Source organism: Nonomuraea salmonea, from assembly GCF_042428605.1.
Lineage (GTDB): Bacteria > Actinomycetota > Actinomycetes > Streptosporangiales > Streptosporangiaceae > Nonomuraea > Nonomuraea salmonea.
Genome location: NZ_JBHMCF010000036.1, coordinates 13,077 through 28,336, shown reverse-complemented (window position 1 = coordinate 28,336; position 15,260 = coordinate 13,077). Strand labels below are relative to the sequence as shown.

16 protein-coding genes and 1 riboswitch are annotated in these 15,260 nt (G+C 72.5%); of the genes, 7 read left to right on the top strand and 9 right to left on the bottom strand.

The window, feature by feature from the left end:
* Nucleotides 1-82 precede the first annotated feature (82 nt).
* Nucleotides 83-826, top strand: a complete 744-nt coding sequence (locus ACFFR3_RS29790; protein WP_364378558.1) for an SDR family oxidoreductase — start codon at nucleotides 83-85, stop codon at nucleotides 824-826.
* Between the two features lie 13 nt (nucleotides 827-839).
* On the opposite strand, the gene ACFFR3_RS29785 is transcribed toward ACFFR3_RS29790, so the two are convergent.
* The gene (locus tag ACFFR3_RS29785) at nucleotides 840-1,568 is read right to left on the bottom strand and encodes a glycoside hydrolase family 25 protein (protein WP_345385627.1); all 729 of its coding nucleotides are present in this window, start codon (nucleotides 1,566-1,568) and stop codon (nucleotides 840-842) included.
* A gap of 12 nt (nucleotides 1,569-1,580) precedes the next feature.
* Nucleotides 1,581-1,722, bottom strand: a riboswitch (cyclic di-AMP (ydaO/yuaA leader).
* A gap of 190 nt (nucleotides 1,723-1,912) precedes the next feature.
* Nucleotides 1,913-3,355, bottom strand: coding sequence for a malate dehydrogenase (quinone) (mqo, locus tag ACFFR3_RS29780; protein WP_364378563.1), 1,443 nt, complete (start codon nucleotides 3,353-3,355; stop codon nucleotides 1,913-1,915).
* A 179-nt stretch (nucleotides 3,356-3,534) separates the two neighbouring features.
* Here mqo and ACFFR3_RS29775 point away from each other — a divergent pair, with 179 nt between their 5' ends.
* The 3 genes from ACFFR3_RS29775 (at nucleotide 3,535) to ACFFR3_RS29765 (ending at nucleotide 5,502) form a co-directional block, all read left to right on the top strand.
* Complete coding sequence (locus ACFFR3_RS29775; protein ID WP_345385621.1) at nucleotides 3,535-3,837, top strand: hypothetical protein; 303 nt, start codon at nucleotides 3,535-3,537, stop codon at nucleotides 3,835-3,837.
* A gap of 96 nt (nucleotides 3,838-3,933) precedes the next feature.
* Complete coding sequence (locus tag ACFFR3_RS29770; RefSeq protein ID WP_364378566.1) at nucleotides 3,934-4,494, top strand: GNAT family N-acetyltransferase; 561 nt, start codon at nucleotides 3,934-3,936, stop codon at nucleotides 4,492-4,494.
* Between the two features lie 111 nt (nucleotides 4,495-4,605).
* Nucleotides 4,606-5,502, top strand: a complete 897-nt coding sequence (locus ACFFR3_RS29765; protein ID WP_345385617.1) for an NAD-dependent epimerase/dehydratase family protein — start codon at nucleotides 4,606-4,608, stop codon at nucleotides 5,500-5,502.
* A gap of 20 nt (nucleotides 5,503-5,522) precedes the next feature.
* Here the strand turns inward: ACFFR3_RS29765 and ACFFR3_RS29760 are convergent, their stop codons facing one another.
* Nucleotides 5,523-6,713: an NAD(P)/FAD-dependent oxidoreductase gene (locus ACFFR3_RS29760; RefSeq protein ID WP_379484216.1), complete on the bottom strand. Its 1,191-nt coding sequence runs from the start codon at nucleotides 6,711-6,713 to the stop codon at nucleotides 5,523-5,525.
* 70 nt (nucleotides 6,714-6,783) lie between these two features.
* On the bottom strand, nucleotides 6,784-7,668 hold the full coding sequence (sigJ, locus tag ACFFR3_RS29755) for an RNA polymerase sigma factor SigJ (protein ID WP_345385611.1): 885 nt from the start codon (nucleotides 7,666-7,668) through the stop codon (nucleotides 6,784-6,786).
* A 126-nt stretch (nucleotides 7,669-7,794) separates the two neighbouring features.
* On the opposite strand from sigJ, the gene ACFFR3_RS29750 reads away from it, so the two are divergent.
* Nucleotides 7,795-9,069, top strand: coding sequence for an MFS transporter (locus ACFFR3_RS29750; RefSeq protein WP_379484215.1), 1,275 nt, complete (start codon nucleotides 7,795-7,797; stop codon nucleotides 9,067-9,069).
* Nucleotides 9,070-9,321: 252 nt separating this feature from the next.
* Nucleotides 9,322-10,941: an ABC-F family ATP-binding cassette domain-containing protein gene (locus ACFFR3_RS29745; protein ID WP_345385605.1), complete on the top strand. Its 1,620-nt coding sequence runs from the start codon at nucleotides 9,322-9,324 to the stop codon at nucleotides 10,939-10,941.
* 17 nt (nucleotides 10,942-10,958) lie between these two features.
* Here ACFFR3_RS29745 and ACFFR3_RS29740 read toward each other — a convergent pair whose 3' ends face one another.
* The 3 genes from ACFFR3_RS29740 to ACFFR3_RS29730 all read right to left on the bottom strand — a co-directional run bounded on the left by ACFFR3_RS29740 (nucleotide 10,959) and on the right by ACFFR3_RS29730 (nucleotide 12,689).
* Nucleotides 10,959-11,390 carry a cupin domain-containing protein gene (locus tag ACFFR3_RS29740; protein WP_364378579.1) on the bottom strand — a complete coding sequence of 144 codons (432 nt, stop codon included), beginning with the start codon at nucleotides 11,388-11,390 and terminating at the stop codon, nucleotides 10,959-10,961.
* A gap of 158 nt (nucleotides 11,391-11,548) precedes the next feature.
* Nucleotides 11,549-12,004: a hypothetical protein gene (locus ACFFR3_RS29735; RefSeq protein ID WP_364378582.1), complete on the bottom strand. Its 456-nt coding sequence runs from the start codon at nucleotides 12,002-12,004 to the stop codon at nucleotides 11,549-11,551.
* A gap of 121 nt (nucleotides 12,005-12,125) precedes the next feature.
* Complete coding sequence (locus ACFFR3_RS29730; protein ID WP_345385599.1) at nucleotides 12,126-12,689, bottom strand: GNAT family N-acetyltransferase; 564 nt, start codon at nucleotides 12,687-12,689, stop codon at nucleotides 12,126-12,128.
* 63 nt (nucleotides 12,690-12,752) lie between these two features.
* On the opposite strand from ACFFR3_RS29730, the gene ACFFR3_RS29725 reads away from it, so the two are divergent.
* Nucleotides 12,753-13,490: a LolA family protein gene (locus ACFFR3_RS29725; protein WP_345385597.1), complete on the top strand. Its 738-nt coding sequence runs from the start codon at nucleotides 12,753-12,755 to the stop codon at nucleotides 13,488-13,490.
* Here ACFFR3_RS29725 and ACFFR3_RS29720 read toward each other — a convergent pair whose 3' ends face one another.
* Both ACFFR3_RS29720 and ACFFR3_RS29715 read right to left on the bottom strand, forming a co-directional pair.
* Nucleotides 13,491-14,792, bottom strand: a complete 1,302-nt coding sequence (locus ACFFR3_RS29720; protein WP_345385595.1) for an RNA polymerase sigma factor — start codon at nucleotides 14,790-14,792, stop codon at nucleotides 13,491-13,493.
* Between the two features lie 80 nt (nucleotides 14,793-14,872).
* On the bottom strand, nucleotides 14,873-15,250 hold the full coding sequence (locus tag ACFFR3_RS29715) for a YciI family protein (RefSeq protein WP_345385593.1): 378 nt from the start codon (nucleotides 15,248-15,250) through the stop codon (nucleotides 14,873-14,875).
* Between the last annotated feature and the right edge of the window lie 10 nt (nucleotides 15,251-15,260).

Genomic DNA, 15,260 nt, shown 5'->3' with positions numbered 1-15,260 from the left:
GAAAGGGGGCGGCTTTACCGACCCGAGGGCTTAGGGGGAGACGGCGGGGGGAGGATGCGGTGGATCGAGGGGGAGGCGTGTCATGAAGGTCGTGGTGGTCGGCGGGACCGGCCTGATCGGATCGAAGCTGGTGACCAGGCTGTCGCGCGACGGCCACGAGGCGGTGGCGGCCTCGCCGCGCACCGGGGTGAACACGCTCACCGGCGAGGGTCTCGCCGAAGCGCTGGAGGGGGCGCAGGTGGTGGTCGACGTGTCGAACGCGCCGTCGTTCGAACCGGCCGCCGTCCTGGAGTTCTTCGAGACCTCCACCGGCAACCTGCTGGCCGCCGAGTCTGAGGCGGGGGTCGGGCACCATGTCGCGTTGTCCATCGTGGGCACCGAACGCATGCCGGATAACGGATATTTCCGGGCGAAGGTCGCGCAGGAGCGGCTGATCGAGAAGTCGGGGATCCCGTACTCGCTGGTGCACGCGACCCAGTTCTTCGAGTTCGTGAAGGGCATCGCGGACGAGGCCGCCGACGGGGGAGTGGTGCGCATCGCGCCGGTGCTGTTCCAGCCGATCGCCGGGGACGACGTGGCGGCGGCGCTGTGCGAGGTCGCGGAGGGTACGCCGCTCAACGGCCGGCTGGAGGTCGCCGGGCCGGAACGGGTCAGGATGGACGAGTTCGTCCGGCAGGCGCTGGCGGGGCTCGGTGACCCCCGTGAGGTGGTCACCGACCCGCACGCGCGTTACTTCGGGAGCGAGCTCGGCGAGCACTCGCTCGTGCCGCTGGGGGAGGCGCGGCTCGGCGAGGCTCGCTACGGCGACTGGGCCGCCGCCCGGTAGCACGCCCGAGACGTCAGACGGACTGGCGGCCCAGGGCGCGGAGCTGGTCGGGCGTCAGAGCCGAGACGTTCTGGTCGATGGGGACGTCCGTGTACTGGTGGATCGCCCACGACTTCCAGTCGGCCGGCGGCGTGATCGCGCCCTTGGCCCGGCTGTAGTGGGCGACCCAGAGCGGGTACTGCGCCAGGCCGTGGCCGTAGGTGTCGGCGAAGTTCCAGCCGCTGTAGAAGAGCGGCTTGGTGCCGGTCTGGTTCTCCACGTACGACAGCCACGCCTTGGCCCAGGTGTTGACCTCGGCGACGGACTTGCCGTCGGTCGTCTCCAGGTCGAGGACCAGCAGGTCACCGGCCTTGGCGGGCTGGGCGTTCACCGCGGCCAGGAAGTGGTTGGCGTCGGCGATGGGGTCGTCGGCGGGGTGGCCGTAGTGGTAGGCGCCGCGCACGATGCCCTTCTCGCCGAGCTCCCGCCAGTGCCTGGCGAAGGAGGAGTCGACGAAGTCGGTCCCCTCGGTGGCCTTGATGATGCCGAACTGCGCCGAGCTGGAGCTCCAGTCGTACAGCGGCTCGTAGTGGGAGATGTCCAGGCCGTAGGTCAGGGCGGAGCTGTGCTGGGCCGCCTCGTGCGGGGCGACCTGGTCGGTGGTGGAGGCGTGTGCGGTGCCGGTGACGGCGGTGACGGCGGCGAGTACGGCTCCGCCGAGCGCCAGTCCGAGGCGCTTGCGGTTCTCGGCAAGCTTGGCCATGCGGATGTTGACTCCTTGCTTCCATGCCGCCTACCGGGTTAGCTGACGGGTTCGGGACTGGAAGTGCCCTACGGACGCGCATGAGCGGGCGTCCGATTCACCCCGGAAAGTGGGTCCCCGGTTCCGCGGGACGCGGATTCGGCGGCCGTACGCCGGAGGCGGCGTACGGTCCGGTCAAAGATGCGAGGTCACGCGCTGCGGTGGTCCCTCGACCCGCAAAAAGTACATAATTCGCAAAAGTATCTGCAAGTACTCCAAAGGGACTTTCACTCCGCTGGCCTGGTAAGCGGTTCGAAATCCCCGTGTACGTCGCGGATTCGGAAATGGGTAAAGTTTTCCGGCACTCACTCCAGACGGAGCGTGCTGGCCGTCCTCGAGAGGGTCTCCGGCGGCGGCGCGGCGCCGTACGACGGCACGAGCTCGCGCAACGCCGGCCGCCAGCCGTCCACCCGGCCGGGGAAGGCACGTCCGAGCACGTCCAGCATGATCGCCACGGACGCCGACGCCCCGGGTGAGGCCCCGAGCAGGGCGGCGAGCCCGCCGTGGGCCGACGTCACCACCTCGGTGCCGAACCCGGCGATCGACCCGCGCCCGTTCACCGGCTTGACCACCTGCACCCGCTGGCCCGCGGTGATCGGCTCCCAGTCCTCCGCCCGCGCCTCGGGGACGAACCTGCGCAGCGCCCGCAGCCGGTCGCCGCGCGTCTGCACGAGCTGCTCGACCAGGTAGCGCAGCAGGGCCGGCTCGGCGCGGGCGGCGCCGAGCAGCGTCATGACGTTGCCGGGCGTGACGGATCCCGGCAGGTCGGTGAGCCTGCCGCGTTTGAGGAAGCGCGGCGAGAACGCGGCGAAGGGCCCGAACATCAGGTACGTCCGCCCGTCCACGACCCGGGTGTCGAGATGCGGCACCGACAGGGCGGGCGCGCCCGGCTCGGCGTGGCTGTAGACCTTGGCGCGGTGCCCGGCCACCAGTTCGGCCCGGTCCGTACGCAGGAACCGCCCGCTGATCGGAAACCCCCCGTACGCCCGCGTCTCCGCCACCCCGGCGCTCTGCAGCAGCGGCAGCGTACCCCCGCCCGCCCCCAGGAACACGAACGACCCGCGCACCCCGTAGTCGCGGGCACCCGCCAGGTCGCACACGCGCAACCGCCACGACCTGCGGTCACGGGAGAGCCCGCGCACCTCGTGCCCGGTCCGCACCTCGACGCCGTCACGTTCGAGCGCGGCGAACAGCCGCCGGGTCAGCACGCCGTAGTCGACGTCGGTGCCGCCGCGAGAACGGCACAGCGCCACCTGCTCACCGGCGGGCCGACCGGCGAACATGAGCGGCAGCAGCTCCGCCATCACCGCCCGGTCGCGGATGAATTCGAGCCCTTCGAACAGCGGATGATCGCGCAGCGCCGCATGCCGCAGCCGCAGGTGCTCGACCCCGGCCGCGCCCCGGGCGAAGGAGAGGTGTGGCACCGGCCGGATGAACCCCGCAGGATCGCCCAGCGTGCCCTCCTCGACCAGGCTCGCCCACAGCTGCCGGGAGAGCTGGAACTGCTCGTTGATCGCGATGGCCCCGCCCACGTCGATCGAGCCGTCGCCGGTGAGCGGTGTGTAGTTGAACTCGCACAGTCCCGCGTGCCCGGTGCCGGCGTTGTTCCAGGCCGACGAGCTCTCCAGGCCGGGGCCGTCGAGCCGCTCCAGGACGAGCACCGACCAGTCCGGCTGCACGCGGCGCAGCAGCACGCCCAGGGTGGCGCTCATGATGCCACCGCCGACCAGGACCACGTCGTAGCCCATCCCGGCTCACCTCCAACTCATATGACATGTTCGCTACTTGTATAACAGCGGCCGCGCGGCGTGCGGGATCCGGAGTAGCGTGGATCTTCCAGCGCCCGTACGGCACAGGAGGTGATCACGATGCACCCGGTCTAGCGACGGCCCCATCCGGGGGCGTCACGGAGCCGAGAGGTGACCGTATGAGCAAGACCGACAAGACCCGTCCCTGGTGGGTGAAGATGGCCGAGGCGCCGATGGTGCACTGCCGGCCCGTTCACGACCACCGCGACGGCGTCTGCACCCTTCCCGGCCGCGTCGACCGCGAGAGCGCGTCGCTCAACCGGCGCATGAGCGGCTGCTACTGGCAGGCCACCGACACGTTCCTGTTCGGTGAAGGCGCCCTCAGCGGAGGCCGGGAGTGGACCGGCTACTGCCGTGAGGCGCGCCGCCGCGAGCGGCGTGCGGCCCGGCGCGAGCTGCGCGACCACCGCGCTGACGACTGAGCCGGCGACTGACAGCGCCCCGGGAGGCGTCCGCCTCCCGGCGCATCAATGGGACACTCCACGCATTACCGGTTGAACCATCGTGGAGGTGGGCGTATGTACGCGAAGTCCCTGGGAGTGAACGGCGCCGAGCTGCGCCCCCTGGAGCCCTGGCGGGCGGAGGAGTTCCTGGCCCACATCGACAGGGGGCGAGAGTTCATCGGGCGCTTCGTGGGGCTGGCCGACGTGGTGACCGACCTGCCGTCGAGCCGCGCGTTCCTGCAGCGCTACGCCGACGCGACCGCCGCCGACACCGCGCGGATCCACGGCATCTGGCTGGACGGCACGCTGTCCGGCGGAGTCATGCTGCGCACGATGAACGTCGAGCAGGGCGAGGCCGAGGTGGGCTGCTGGCTGGAGCCCGCGGCGGCCGGCAAGGGGCTGGTGACCAGGGCGGCCGGGATCCTCATCGACTGGGCCGTGGACGAGCGCGGCATCCACCGCGTGGAGTGGGTCGTCGCCTCGGGCAACGCGGCCAGCATCGCCGTGGCCAGGCGGCTCGGGATGACCAAGGAGGGCGTGCTGAGGGAGAGCTACAAGCATCGCGGCGAGCGGCTGGACGTGGAGATCTGGTCGGTGCTGGCGCCGGAGTGGCGCAAGGCGCGAGAAAACGGATAGCCCTTCGATTCGGATAGTCAATCCGCTTTCTGCTACGGTTCAGAGAGAGGACGGAAGGCGCACGCCTGCCCGAGTCCGTCTCTTCCTGCTGTCCGTGAAAGGAAAGCGACCATGCGCATCTTCATCACCGGCGCCAGCGGCTACTTCGGCGGTGTGCTCACCGAGCACCTCATCTCCGCAGGTCACACCGTCGAAGCCCTCGCCCGCTCCGACCGGGCCGCCGCCCGCGTCGCCGAGCTGGGCGCCACCCCCGTGGCGGGCGGCCTGGCCGACACCGCCGTCCTGCACGAGGCCGCCGCCCGCAACGACGCCGTCGTGCACGCCGCCGTCGACTACGGCGACCCGGCCATGCAGGACGTCGAGCAGCCCGCGCTCGACGCGCTGCTGACCGGCCTCGCCGACGGCCGCCCCTTCGTCTACACCAGCACCGGCCTGGTCTACCCCGACACCAAGGGCCGGCCGGTCACCGAGGACGAGGAGGTCAGCGAGCAGACCGCCAGGCAGCCGCACAAGTACCTCGGCGAGCGCCGCGTCCTCGCCGCCACGAACCTCGCCGCCACCGTCATCAGGGCCGGTCTCATCTACGGCCGCGGCGGCAGCGCCATGCTCCAGGGCCTGATCGCCGGAGCCCGCGCGCAGGGCGTCGCCACCTACGTCGGGGACGGCCGCAACATCTGGTCCACCGTCCACGTGGACGACCTGGCCGCCCTCTACGCCGCCGTCCTCACCGGGGGAGAGGGTGGCGGCATGGGTGGCGGCATCGTCAACGCCGCCACCCGCACCGGCATGGCCTTCCGCGAGATGGTCGAGGCGGTCGCCACCCTCACCGGCACGCACACCGCCTCGCTGTCCCTCGACCAGGCCACGCAGCTCTTCGGCGACCTGGCGCACATGCTCGCCGGCTCGACGCCCCTCGACCCCTCGCGGGCCGAGAGGCTGTACGGCTGGAAGCCCGCCGGCCCGTCCCTGGTCGAGGACGTCACCCGGGGCAGCTACGCCGCCGCCTGACACGGCGGCCGGCGCGCCGCTCAACGCGCGGCCGAGGTCTGGGCGCGGTGGGCCTCGGCGCCCGTCCGCCGGGCCGGACCCTTGACCCACATGTAGGTGCCGGGGCGGGCCCGCTCCCAGCGCAGCGAGGCGACCGTGAACCGGCAGATCTGCTCCTTCACGAACGCCGCCGTCCGGCCGCTCAGGATCCGGTCCTTCGGCGAGTCGTCGCCGTTGACGAGCTGGACGAGACCGTCGCGCCGCCCCAGGCTGATGCACTGCAGCAGGTAGCGGAACCGGAACGGCTGGGGGGTCCGCCCGGCCGCCCGCGCGTTGATCACGTCGGCGGCGTGCGCGGCGATCGGCATCCCCGCGGCGCACGACATCCGGTTCGTGCTGCCCTGCACCTGCACGGCCGCCGCGTCGCCCACGGCGTACACGCCGGGGTGCGACACCGAGGTCAGCGTCTCGTCCACCACGATCCTGCCGCGCTCGTCCACGGCCAGCCCGGACTCGGCGGCCAGCGGCGACACCGTGAACGACCCGGCCCACACCACGACGTCCGCCGTGATGACGCCCTGGTCCGTACGCACCCCGTCAGGCCCGACGCCGGTCACGCGGGTCCACTCGTGCGTGCGCACGCCCAGCCGGTCGAACGTACGGGCCAGGTGCCGGCGGCCCTTGTCCGACAGGCCCTCGCCCACCGCGCCGCCGGTGGCCAGCGCCACCCGCCATGCCGGGTACGACTCGGCCAGCTCGGCGGCCATCTCCACGCCGGTCAGCCCACCGCCGACCACCACCAGGTCGCCACCGCCGGCGTCCAGCCTCGCCCGCAGGTCGCCGGCGGTCTCGGCGGTGTAGGCGTGCTCGGCCACCCCGGGGGCGGTGGTGTCGGTGCGGCTGCCCAGGGCGTACACGAGCGTGTCGTACGGGAAGACCCGCTCGTCCTCGGTGCGCACCTGCTTGGCGTCCAGATCGATGCCGCCGACCCTGGCCCGCACGGTCGTGATGCCGGTGCCCTTGGTCAGCTCGCCCAGCGGCACCGTCACCTCGGGCCGGCCCGCCGCCAGCTCGTGCAGCCTGATCCGCTGGGTGAAGTGCGACTCGGCGCTGATGAGGGTGATGCGCTGCTTCCTGTCCAGCCGCAGCGCCGCCGTCAGGCCCGCGTAGCCCGCGCCGATCACCACGATGTTCTTGGGGGCGTTCTTCCCGGCGTTCTTCTTGGCGTCCATGTCGTGTCCTCTCTCAGAACCTTCTGCGACACAGACGAGCGGGCGGCCGGAAACGTGATGGTGATTCAGGTCACACTCGGGTGAGCTTCTCCGGATTGCGTACGACGTCGACCTCCGTGATGCGCCCGTCCTCGGCGACGGCGAAGGCCACCACGGTGTCCACGGTGCCGTCCGCGGCCCGCACCACCGCCCCGAACGCGCCGTTGACCTCGGCGAACTCCACGTCCATCCCCTGCATCCAGCGCTCCATCGTGCCCCGCACCAGGCGGGCCACCCGGTCCGCGCCCGACACGGGCTGCATCGCCGCGGACACCACGCCGCCGCCGTCGGAGCGCCACACCACCTCCGGATCGAGCACCGCGACCAGCCCCGACAGGTCGCCGTTCAGCGCCGCCGCGGTGAACGCCTCCACCGCCTTGCGATGCGTCGAGCGGTCCGTCGTGCGGCGGGGACCGTGCTCGCGCACCCGGGCGCGGGCCCGCGACGCCAGCCGCCGTACCGCCTCGTCGCTGCGCCCCAGCACGTCCGCGATCTCCGCGAACGGCACGCTGAACGCGTCATGCAGCACGAACGCCACCCGCTCCGCCGCCGTCAGCCGCTCCAGCACCGCCAGCAGCGCCATGCTGACCGAGTCGTCCAGCGCCGCCCTGTCCTCGGGGCCGAGCTCCTGCACGACCGGCTCGGGCAGCCACGGCCCGGCGTACGCCTCGCGCCGCGCCCTGGCCGAGGTGAGCACGTCGTAGCAGATCCGGCTCACGGTGGTGGTCAGGTAGGCGCGCACGTCCCTGACCTGCGCCTCGCCGGCGTTCCGCCAGCGCAGCCACGCCTCCTGCAGCGCGTCGTCGGCGTCCGCCTTCGTGCCCATGATCCGGTACGCCACGCCCCACAGGTGACCGCGATGCTTCTCGAACTCCGCCAGCCGGCCGGCCTCGTCGGCACTCGTCGCGCTCACCATGCGCCCATTATCCGAGCCGCCCCCTCCGGCCTCCCGCCCGCATCGTCACTCCCGGCAGGACCGCGATTCTGTCGGTCCCGCCTGCCAGAGTGGCCCCGCCGCCCGTCACCACCGAAGGAGTGCCCCGTGCCCCGCTCCGATCCGCCCGCCGACGTGGACGCCCCCGCCGAAGTCCGGGCGGGGCGGGTGGCGGGGATGGTGGCGCCCCTGCGGGCGAAGGACTTCCGGCGCTACTACGCGGGGCACACCGCGTCCGCGTTCGGTGACGCGCTGACGCCGCTGGCGATCGCCTTCGCCGTCCTCCACCTCACCGGCTCCCCGGTCGACCTGGGCATCGTCGTGCTGAGCACCCGGCTGCCGATCATCGTGCTGACGCTGGTGGGCGGGGCGGCGGGCGACCGCTTCCCGCGCCGCACGATCATGCTGGCCGCCGACCTCGTCAGGTTCGCGACGCACGGCGTGACGGCGGCGCTGCTGCTGACCGGCGCCGCGCAGCTGTGGATGCTGGTGGCCCTGCAGCTCGTCGCCGGGGCCGGCACCGCGTTCTTCAACCCGGCCGCCGTCGGCCTGGTCACCTCGCTGACCGCCAAGGAGCACCTCCAGGCGGCCAACTCGCTGCTGTCGATCTCCAGGAGCACGGTGTCGATCCTGGCGCTGGGCACGGCAGGGGCGCTGGTGGCGCTGGTCGGGCCGGGCTGGGCGATCGCGGTCGACGCGCTGACGTTCCTGTTGAGCGCCGCCTTCCTCTACCGGCTCCCCGGGCGGCTCGCGGCGGCGCGGCAGGAGGGGCTGCTGGCCGGCATCGGCGGCGGGCTCACCGCCGTGCGGCGGCACACGTGGCTGTGGGTCTGGACCGGCCACATCGCGGTCGCCAACGCGTTCGTGGTCTCGCCGATCCTCGTGCTCGGCCCGTACGTCGCCGACCTGCACCTCGGGGGAGCGCCCGCCTGGTCGGCCATCGGCATCGCGTACGCCGCCGGCGGCCTGGCCGGGGGAGTCGCCGTCACCCGCTGGCGGCCGGCCCGGCCCATGGTGGCGGCGCTGCTGGTGTTCCTGCTGATGGCGCCGCTGCCGGTGCTGCTGGCCGTCCCCGCGCCGGTCTGGCAGCTCACGATCGCGGCCGTCCTGGCGGGCGGCCAGGTGGTGGTGCACAACGTCATGCAGACCACGGCCGTCCAGCGGCACCTGCCCGACGACCTGGTCGCCCGCGCCTACTCCGTCACCCTGCTCGGCGGGCTCGTCGCCGCGCCCCTCGGCATGGCGCTGGCGGGGCCCGCCGTCACGCTGCTCGGCACCCGCCCTGTCCTGCTGGGCTGCGCGGCGATCACCGTTGTGCTGACCGCCGCCACCCTGCTGGTGCCCGCCGTGTGGCGGTTGCGCGAACCGGCGGAAATGGCTTGAGGGCCACCCGCCAGAGGCTGCTATCGTGTGAGGCGCTCAAACCGGGCGTGCCGCGGCACGCCCCCGCGACGCATCGAGGAGACCAGACATGGCAGGTGACGACGACATCTCCGGGTGATACCGGAGGTCCGGGCCCCAGGCAGGCGTGAGCTGACCGCCGCCGCGCGTGGGCCCTGTCTCGTCGTTTCCCGAATCCCTGTCCCTTTCGCCGGGCGGCTTTCGGCGCGCCCGCGTTCCCGTACGAGGTCTGCCATGTCCGATGCTTCCATCGTCTGCTCCCACCTGTCCTTCTCCTGGCCCGACGACACCCCGGTCTTCACCGACCTGTCCTTCAGCGTGGGCGGCGGCCGCACCGGGCTGGTCGCGCCCAACGGCGCGGGCAAGAGCACGCTGCTCAAGCTGATCGCCGGCGAGCACCGCCCGCGCGGCGGCAGCGTCACGGTCGAGGGCGTGCTCGGCTACCTGCCGCAGACCCTGCCGCTCGTCGGCGACCTGACCGTGGCCGAGGTGCTCGGCATCGCGCCGGTGATCGCCGCGATCGACGCCATCGAGGCGGGCGACACCGCGGAGGAGCACTTCACCACCATCGGCAACGACTGGGACATCGAGGAGCGCACCCGCGCCCAGCTCGAACGGCTCGGCCTCGGCGGGCTCGCGTTCGACCGCCGCCTCGGCACGCTCAGCGGCGGCCAGGTGGTCTCGCTCGGCCTGGCCGCGCAACTGCTCAAGCGGCCCGACGTGCTGCTGCTCGACGAGCCGACCAACAACCTCGACCGCGCCGCCCGCCACCGCCTCTACGACGTGCTCGGCGACTGGTCCGGCTGCCTGCTGCTGGTCAGCCACGACCGTACGCTGCTCGACCGCATGGACCGCATCGCCGAGCTCGAACGCGGCGAGGTCCGCTTCTACGGCGGCGGCTTCACGGCGTACGAGGAGGCGGTGCGCACCGAGCAGGAGGCCGCCGAACGCAACGTGCGCAACGCCGAGCAGGAGCTCAAGCGCGAGAAGCGGGAGATGCAGCAGGCCCGCGAGCGCGCCGAGCGGCGGGCCGGCAACGCCGCGCGCAACCTGAAGAACGCGGGCCTCGCGCGCATCGTCGCCGGCGGCCTGAAGCGCAGCGCGCAGGAGTCGGCGGGCCGGGCCGGGCAGATGCACGCCGGCCGCGTCGGCGACGCCAAGGCCCGGCTCGACGAGGCCGAGCGGGCGCTGCGCGACGACCAGAAGATCGTGCTGGAGCTGCCCGACACGCGGGTGCCCGCGGGCCGCACGGTGTTCGAGGGCGCGGGGCTGCTGGCCCGTGACCTGTTCGCCGCGCCCGGCATCGACCTGTCCGTACGCGGCCCCGAGCGCATCGCGCTGACCGGCCCCAACGGCGCCGGCAAGTCCACCCTGCTCCGCATCGTCAGCGGTGACCTGGCGCCCGACGCGGGCACGACCCGGCGGGCCGACGGGCGGGTGGCGTACCTGTCGCAGCGGCTCGACCTGCTCGACCTCGACCGCACGGTGGCCGAGAACCTCGCCGCCTTCGCTCCCGGCATGGCCGCCGCCGACCGGATGAACCTGCTGGCCCGCTTCCTGTTCCGGGGCCAGGGCGCCCACCTGCCGGTCGGTGTGCTGTCGGGCGGCGAGCGGCTGCGCGCCACGCTGGCCTGCGTGCTGTGCGCCGAGCCCGCTCCCCAGCTGCTGCTGCTCGACGAGCCCACCAACAACCTCGACCTGGTCAGCGTGGGGCAGCTGGAGAGTGCGCTGAGCGCGTACGAGGGGGCGTTCGTGGTGGTGAGCCACGACGAGCGCTTCCTCGCGGAGATCAAGGTGGAGCGGTGGCTTGAGCTGTCGGACGGCCGCCTCGTGGAAACCGCCGCCCCCTCCTGACGGCCCGCCCGACGGCGTCAGGGGCGTGGGGCGCGGCGGTCGCGGCGGGCCTCCAGCTCCTCCGCGCTCACCGGGATGAGCATCGGCTGCCCGCTCACCCCCCACATGTGCACCACGAACTCGGTCTCGGCGTCGGCGAGGTTGTTCGCGTCCTGGTAGTGGATGAGGTCGCCGCCCGGCTCCCAGAACGCCTCACCGGCCCTGATGACCCGTTCGGGCTCGCCCTCCAGCTCGAAGAGCAGCTCGCCGCTGATCACGTACCCGAAGGCGGGCCCGGTGTGACGGTGCGGCGGGTTGCCCTCGCTGCCCGGCGGCAGCGTGACCAGCAGCGTCATCACCTCCGCGCCGTCCGGCACCTGCGGCGCCGGCACCGACGCGACCAGCTCCAGCTTGGGCGGCGGGGTGGTGGCGTTCGGGTTGTCGAGGTGGTGCCCGTGGTCGGCTTTCATGATCTCCCCCGTTCCTGTCCGGCCGGTCACGCGCGCTCGTGCCCACGGTGGCCGGCCGGTCGGCCGGGGGTTACGCTGCCCGGCCCGCCGCACGGCTACCCGGCGGCGGGTTCAAGGCTTGGTGACGATCCGCACAGGCGCCCTTGGCCCGGCGTCGATCAGGGGATCTTGTACTCCTGGGCCTTGCCGCAGTAGCTGATCCCGATGGGCGGGTTGCTGTGGCGGCACACCTGTACCACGACCCGGTCGATGGTGCGCACCCCGAGCGTGTCGGAGAGCGGGAAGGAGAACTTGATCTGGTCGTTGTCCACCTTGTACGTCTCGGAGTCGACGAGCTCGCTGCCCCGGTAGCCGGTGAACGTGGCCGTGGAGTACCTGTCGTCGGGGGAGCAGATGCTCGGGCCGCCCTCGTCGGTGAGCACGCCCTCGACGTCGACCCGCGGCCTGATGACCGGCCCGTCGTAGCGCTGGATCGTGCCCTCGGTGGACCCCCGCAGGCAGCTGTCGCCCGAGTCCGCGGCGAACGGCACCGCATCGGCGGCCAGGGCGGGCGGGCCGGCCAGTAAGCCGGCGGCGAGCACTGCGGTCATCGTCAACCCGGTGAGCAGACGCACGACATCACCTTTCCGTTTCTGGGGGAGTGAGGAGATTCGTGACCATCGTGGGCGGCTTTCGCCGCCCCTGCCTGTGCCCGCGGTTACAGGCCGCCGAATGGACCGTGCCAGTTCGCGCAGGTCATCGCCCCGCTCGCCATGCCTCCCGTGTCAGGCCCATCGTCACCGACGTCCACCACTGCCCGCCGACCTCGATCGAGCGTTCGTACACCCGCTCCTCCTCGAACCCGAACCGCTCGTACAGGCGCCTGGCGCCGGCGTTGTGGGCGTAGACGCCGAGGGTGACGCGCGTGACGCCCGGGCCGGCGAAGGCGGTGGCGAGCGCGGCGCCCACCAGGGCCGCCCCGTGGCCCTTGCCGCGCGCCGACGGCGCCACCAGGACCAGCCCGAGGCGTACGGAGTGATCGTCCTGGTCGCGCAGCGAGACGTGGCCGATCACGGCGCCGGCCGGATCGGCGGCTCGATCGACGGCTGGATCGACGGCTGGATCGACGGCTGGATCGACGGCTGGATCGACGGCGGCCAGGAGCCGGCGGCCCGGCTCACGCAGGGCGAGCAGCTGCCCCGCGTCGAAGGGCCAGGTGAAGCCGGTCTTGCCGGACCACAGCACGAGCGCCTCCTGATCGTCGATCCAGGAGGCGATCACGGCGGCGTCGGCGGGTTCGAGTGCGCGGAGGAGGACCATGGGTCCATTGATAGCGCAGAGGCGTGGCCGGGTCGTGATCCGGCTGGTGCATGATCACCGTCCATGAAGAAGACGATCACCGTGCTGGCGGCCTGCGGGGCCGTCCTCGCCACCACCGTTCCCGCCCACGCCGCACCCGCCAAGGACCCCGTACGCGCACTCAAGAGCAAGCTCGCCGCCGGGCACGGCGTACGGTTCACCGAGACCACCGTCGTGACCGGCGACGGCAAGCTCACGCTGCAGAAGCGCAAGGGCAGCTTCCAGTTCGACCGCAAGGGCATCGCGGCCTCCGACATCTCCGCGACGCCGAAGGGACGGGCGCGCGAGCGGACGATCAGCGTCGGCAAGTACACCTACACCCAGGGCGGCATCTACGAGGAGAAGCTCGGGACGACCTGGGCGAAGTCGCGCGGCCTGCCCGGCGGCGCGTCCGGCTTCTACGGCCAGGTCATCAACCCGGCCGAGCCGAAGACCTTAGCCGCCCTGGTGAAGAAGGGCCGGCTCAAGGGCAGGACGCTGACCGGGAAGATCACGTTCAAGGACCTGGCGAAGGTGTCGCGCTGGTTCGACGCCTCGATCCCGCTGCGCATGCACGACGACACGAAGGTGAGCTACACGCTCACGCTGTCGTCGGCGGGGCTGGTGAGCCGGGTGAAGAGCTCGTACGCGGCGACGGGCGTGTTCGACACCAACGGGTTCGAGGGCAAGACGATGACCATCGACAGCAGGTTCACCGGCTGGGGCGCCAAGACGCGGATCAAGGCGCCCGCCCCGAGCGACATGGCCACCGCCCCGAACTGATCAGGACGGCTGCCGCAGCGCCGCGGCCCTGGCCAGGAACAGCTCGCGCTCCCGCGCGTTGCGGGTGAGCCCGGCGGCCCGCCCGAACTCGGCCGCCGCCTCCTCGTCGCGTCCCAGCCTGGCCAGCAGGTCACCGCGTACGGCAGGCAGCTGCGCGTAGCCCCGCAGGTGCCGCTCGGCCACGAGCGCGTCGGCGATCTCCAGACCGCGCTCGGGGCCGTCCGCCATGCCGACCGCCACCGCCCGGTTGAGCTCCACCACCGGCGACGGCGCGACGTGCGCGAGCAGCCGGTAGAGCGCGGCCATCCGGGCCCAGTCGGTGTCCTCGGGGGTCAGGGCCCTGGCGTGGCAGGCGGCGATGGCGGCCTGCAGCGCGTACGGGCCCATCCTGCCCAGCGCCTCGGCCCGGCCCAGCGCGGCCAGGCCGCGGCGCACCAGCAGCCGGTCCCAGCGGCTGCGGTCCTGGTCGAGCAGGAGGATCGGGCTGCCGTCCGGCGCGGTCCTCGCGGGGATGCGCGAGGCCTGGATCTCCATCAGCGCCGACAGGCCGTGCACCTCCGGCTCGTCCGGCATCAGCCCGGCCAGCACCCGTCCGAGCCGCATCGCCTCCTGGCACAGCGACGGTCGCACCCAGTCGTCGCCCGCGGTGGCCGCGTAGCCCTCGTTGAAGATCAGGTAGACGATCTCCAGCACCGAGGCGAGGCGGGCGGGCAGCTCCTGCGGCGGCGGCAGCTCGATCGGCACCTTCTTGTCGGTGAGCGTGCGCTTGGCCCGGGAGATGCGCTGGCCCACCGTCGGCTCCGGCACCAGGAACGCCCGCGCGATCTCCTCGGTGGTCAGGCCGCCCAGCGTGCGCAGGGCGAGCGCGATGCGGCCCTCGGCGGGCAGGACGGGATGGCAGACGGTGAAGACGAGCCGTAGCAGGTCGTCGCCGATGTGGTCGTCGAGCGCCGCGTCGAGGTCGTCGCCGGAGAGGCGTTCGCGCAGCTCCAGGTCGCGGCCGACCTCCTGGAGCTTGCGTTCGTACGTGTCGCGCCGCCGGAACTGGTCGAGGGCCCGGTGCTTGGCGGTCACCATCAGCCACCCGCCTGGATTGTCCGGTACGCCCTTGCGCGGCCACTCCTCAAGCGCCGCGACCAGCGCGTCCTGGGCCAGCTCCTCGGCCAGCCCGACGTCGCCGACCATGCGGGCCAGGCCGGCGATCACCCGGGCGGCCTCGATCCGCCACACGGCCTCTACCGCACGATGAGAATCGGCGGGGGAATCGGAATAGGCAGACGTCACGCCTCCTGAATACCGCATCAGGAGGCGTGACGTCTGCCCGGGTCAGGCGACCGACGTCGGCCCGGACATCGCAGGCACGGGCGCGACGTCCGGCCGGCTCAGGCGCCGGGTGGCGCGAGGTCCGCGGGGCTGAAGAGCCGCAACACGTCGGCCTGGCCCTCCCATCCCGGCCACAGGTCGCGGTGCAGCTTGAGGAAGCGGCCGGCCCACTCCACGGCCTCCTCCTTGCTCCTCACCTCGTACAGGGCGTAGCTGATCAACTCTTTGGCCTCGGCGAACGGCCCGTCGGTGACGGACAGCCGGCCGCCGGACACCTCGACCCTGGCACCCTCGGAGCTGGGCGCGAGGCCGCTCTGGTCGAGCAGCGCCCCCGACTCGGTGGCCTGCTGGCCGAGCTTGAAGATGGCCTCCATCAGCTCGGCGGGCGGCGGGCCCTCGGGCTGGGCGGCGACGCGCAGTGTGATCAGGTAACGCATGACGGTTCCT

Coding starts and splice junctions, on each gene's coding strand:
- ACFFR3_RS29760 (WP_379484216.1), bottom strand. CDS start 6,713: ATGGACGCCAAGAAGAACGCCGGGAAGAACGCCCCCAAGAACATCGTG.
- ACFFR3_RS29745 (WP_345385605.1), top strand. CDS start 9,322: ATGTCCGATGCTTCCATCGTCTGCTCCCACCTGTCCTTCTCCTGGCCC.
- ACFFR3_RS29740 (WP_364378579.1), bottom strand. CDS start 11,390: ATGAAAGCCGACCACGGGCACCACCTCGACAACCCGAACGCCACCACC.
- mqo (WP_364378563.1), bottom strand. CDS start 3,355: ATGGGCTACGACGTGGTCCTGGTCGGCGGTGGCATCATGAGCGCCACC.
- ACFFR3_RS29715 (WP_345385593.1), bottom strand. CDS start 15,250: ATGCGTTACCTGATCACACTGCGCGTCGCCGCCCAGCCCGAGGGCCCG.
- ACFFR3_RS29785 (WP_345385627.1), bottom strand. CDS start 1,568: ATGGCCAAGCTTGCCGAGAACCGCAAGCGCCTCGGACTGGCGCTCGGC.
- ACFFR3_RS29725 (WP_345385597.1), top strand. CDS start 12,753: ATGAAGAAGACGATCACCGTGCTGGCGGCCTGCGGGGCCGTCCTCGCC.
- ACFFR3_RS29790 (WP_364378558.1), top strand. CDS start 83: ATGAAGGTCGTGGTGGTCGGCGGGACCGGCCTGATCGGATCGAAGCTG.
- ACFFR3_RS29775 (WP_345385621.1), top strand. CDS start 3,535: ATGAGCAAGACCGACAAGACCCGTCCCTGGTGGGTGAAGATGGCCGAG.
- ACFFR3_RS29720 (WP_345385595.1), bottom strand. CDS start 14,792: ATGCGGTATTCAGGAGGCGTGACGTCTGCCTATTCCGATTCCCCCGCC.
- sigJ (WP_345385611.1), bottom strand. CDS start 7,668: ATGGTGAGCGCGACGAGTGCCGACGAGGCCGGCCGGCTGGCGGAGTTC.
- ACFFR3_RS29730 (WP_345385599.1), bottom strand. CDS start 12,689: ATGGTCCTCCTCCGCGCACTCGAACCCGCCGACGCCGCCGTGATCGCC.
- ACFFR3_RS29765 (WP_345385617.1), top strand. CDS start 4,606: ATGCGCATCTTCATCACCGGCGCCAGCGGCTACTTCGGCGGTGTGCTC.
- ACFFR3_RS29770 (WP_364378566.1), top strand. CDS start 3,934: ATGTACGCGAAGTCCCTGGGAGTGAACGGCGCCGAGCTGCGCCCCCTG.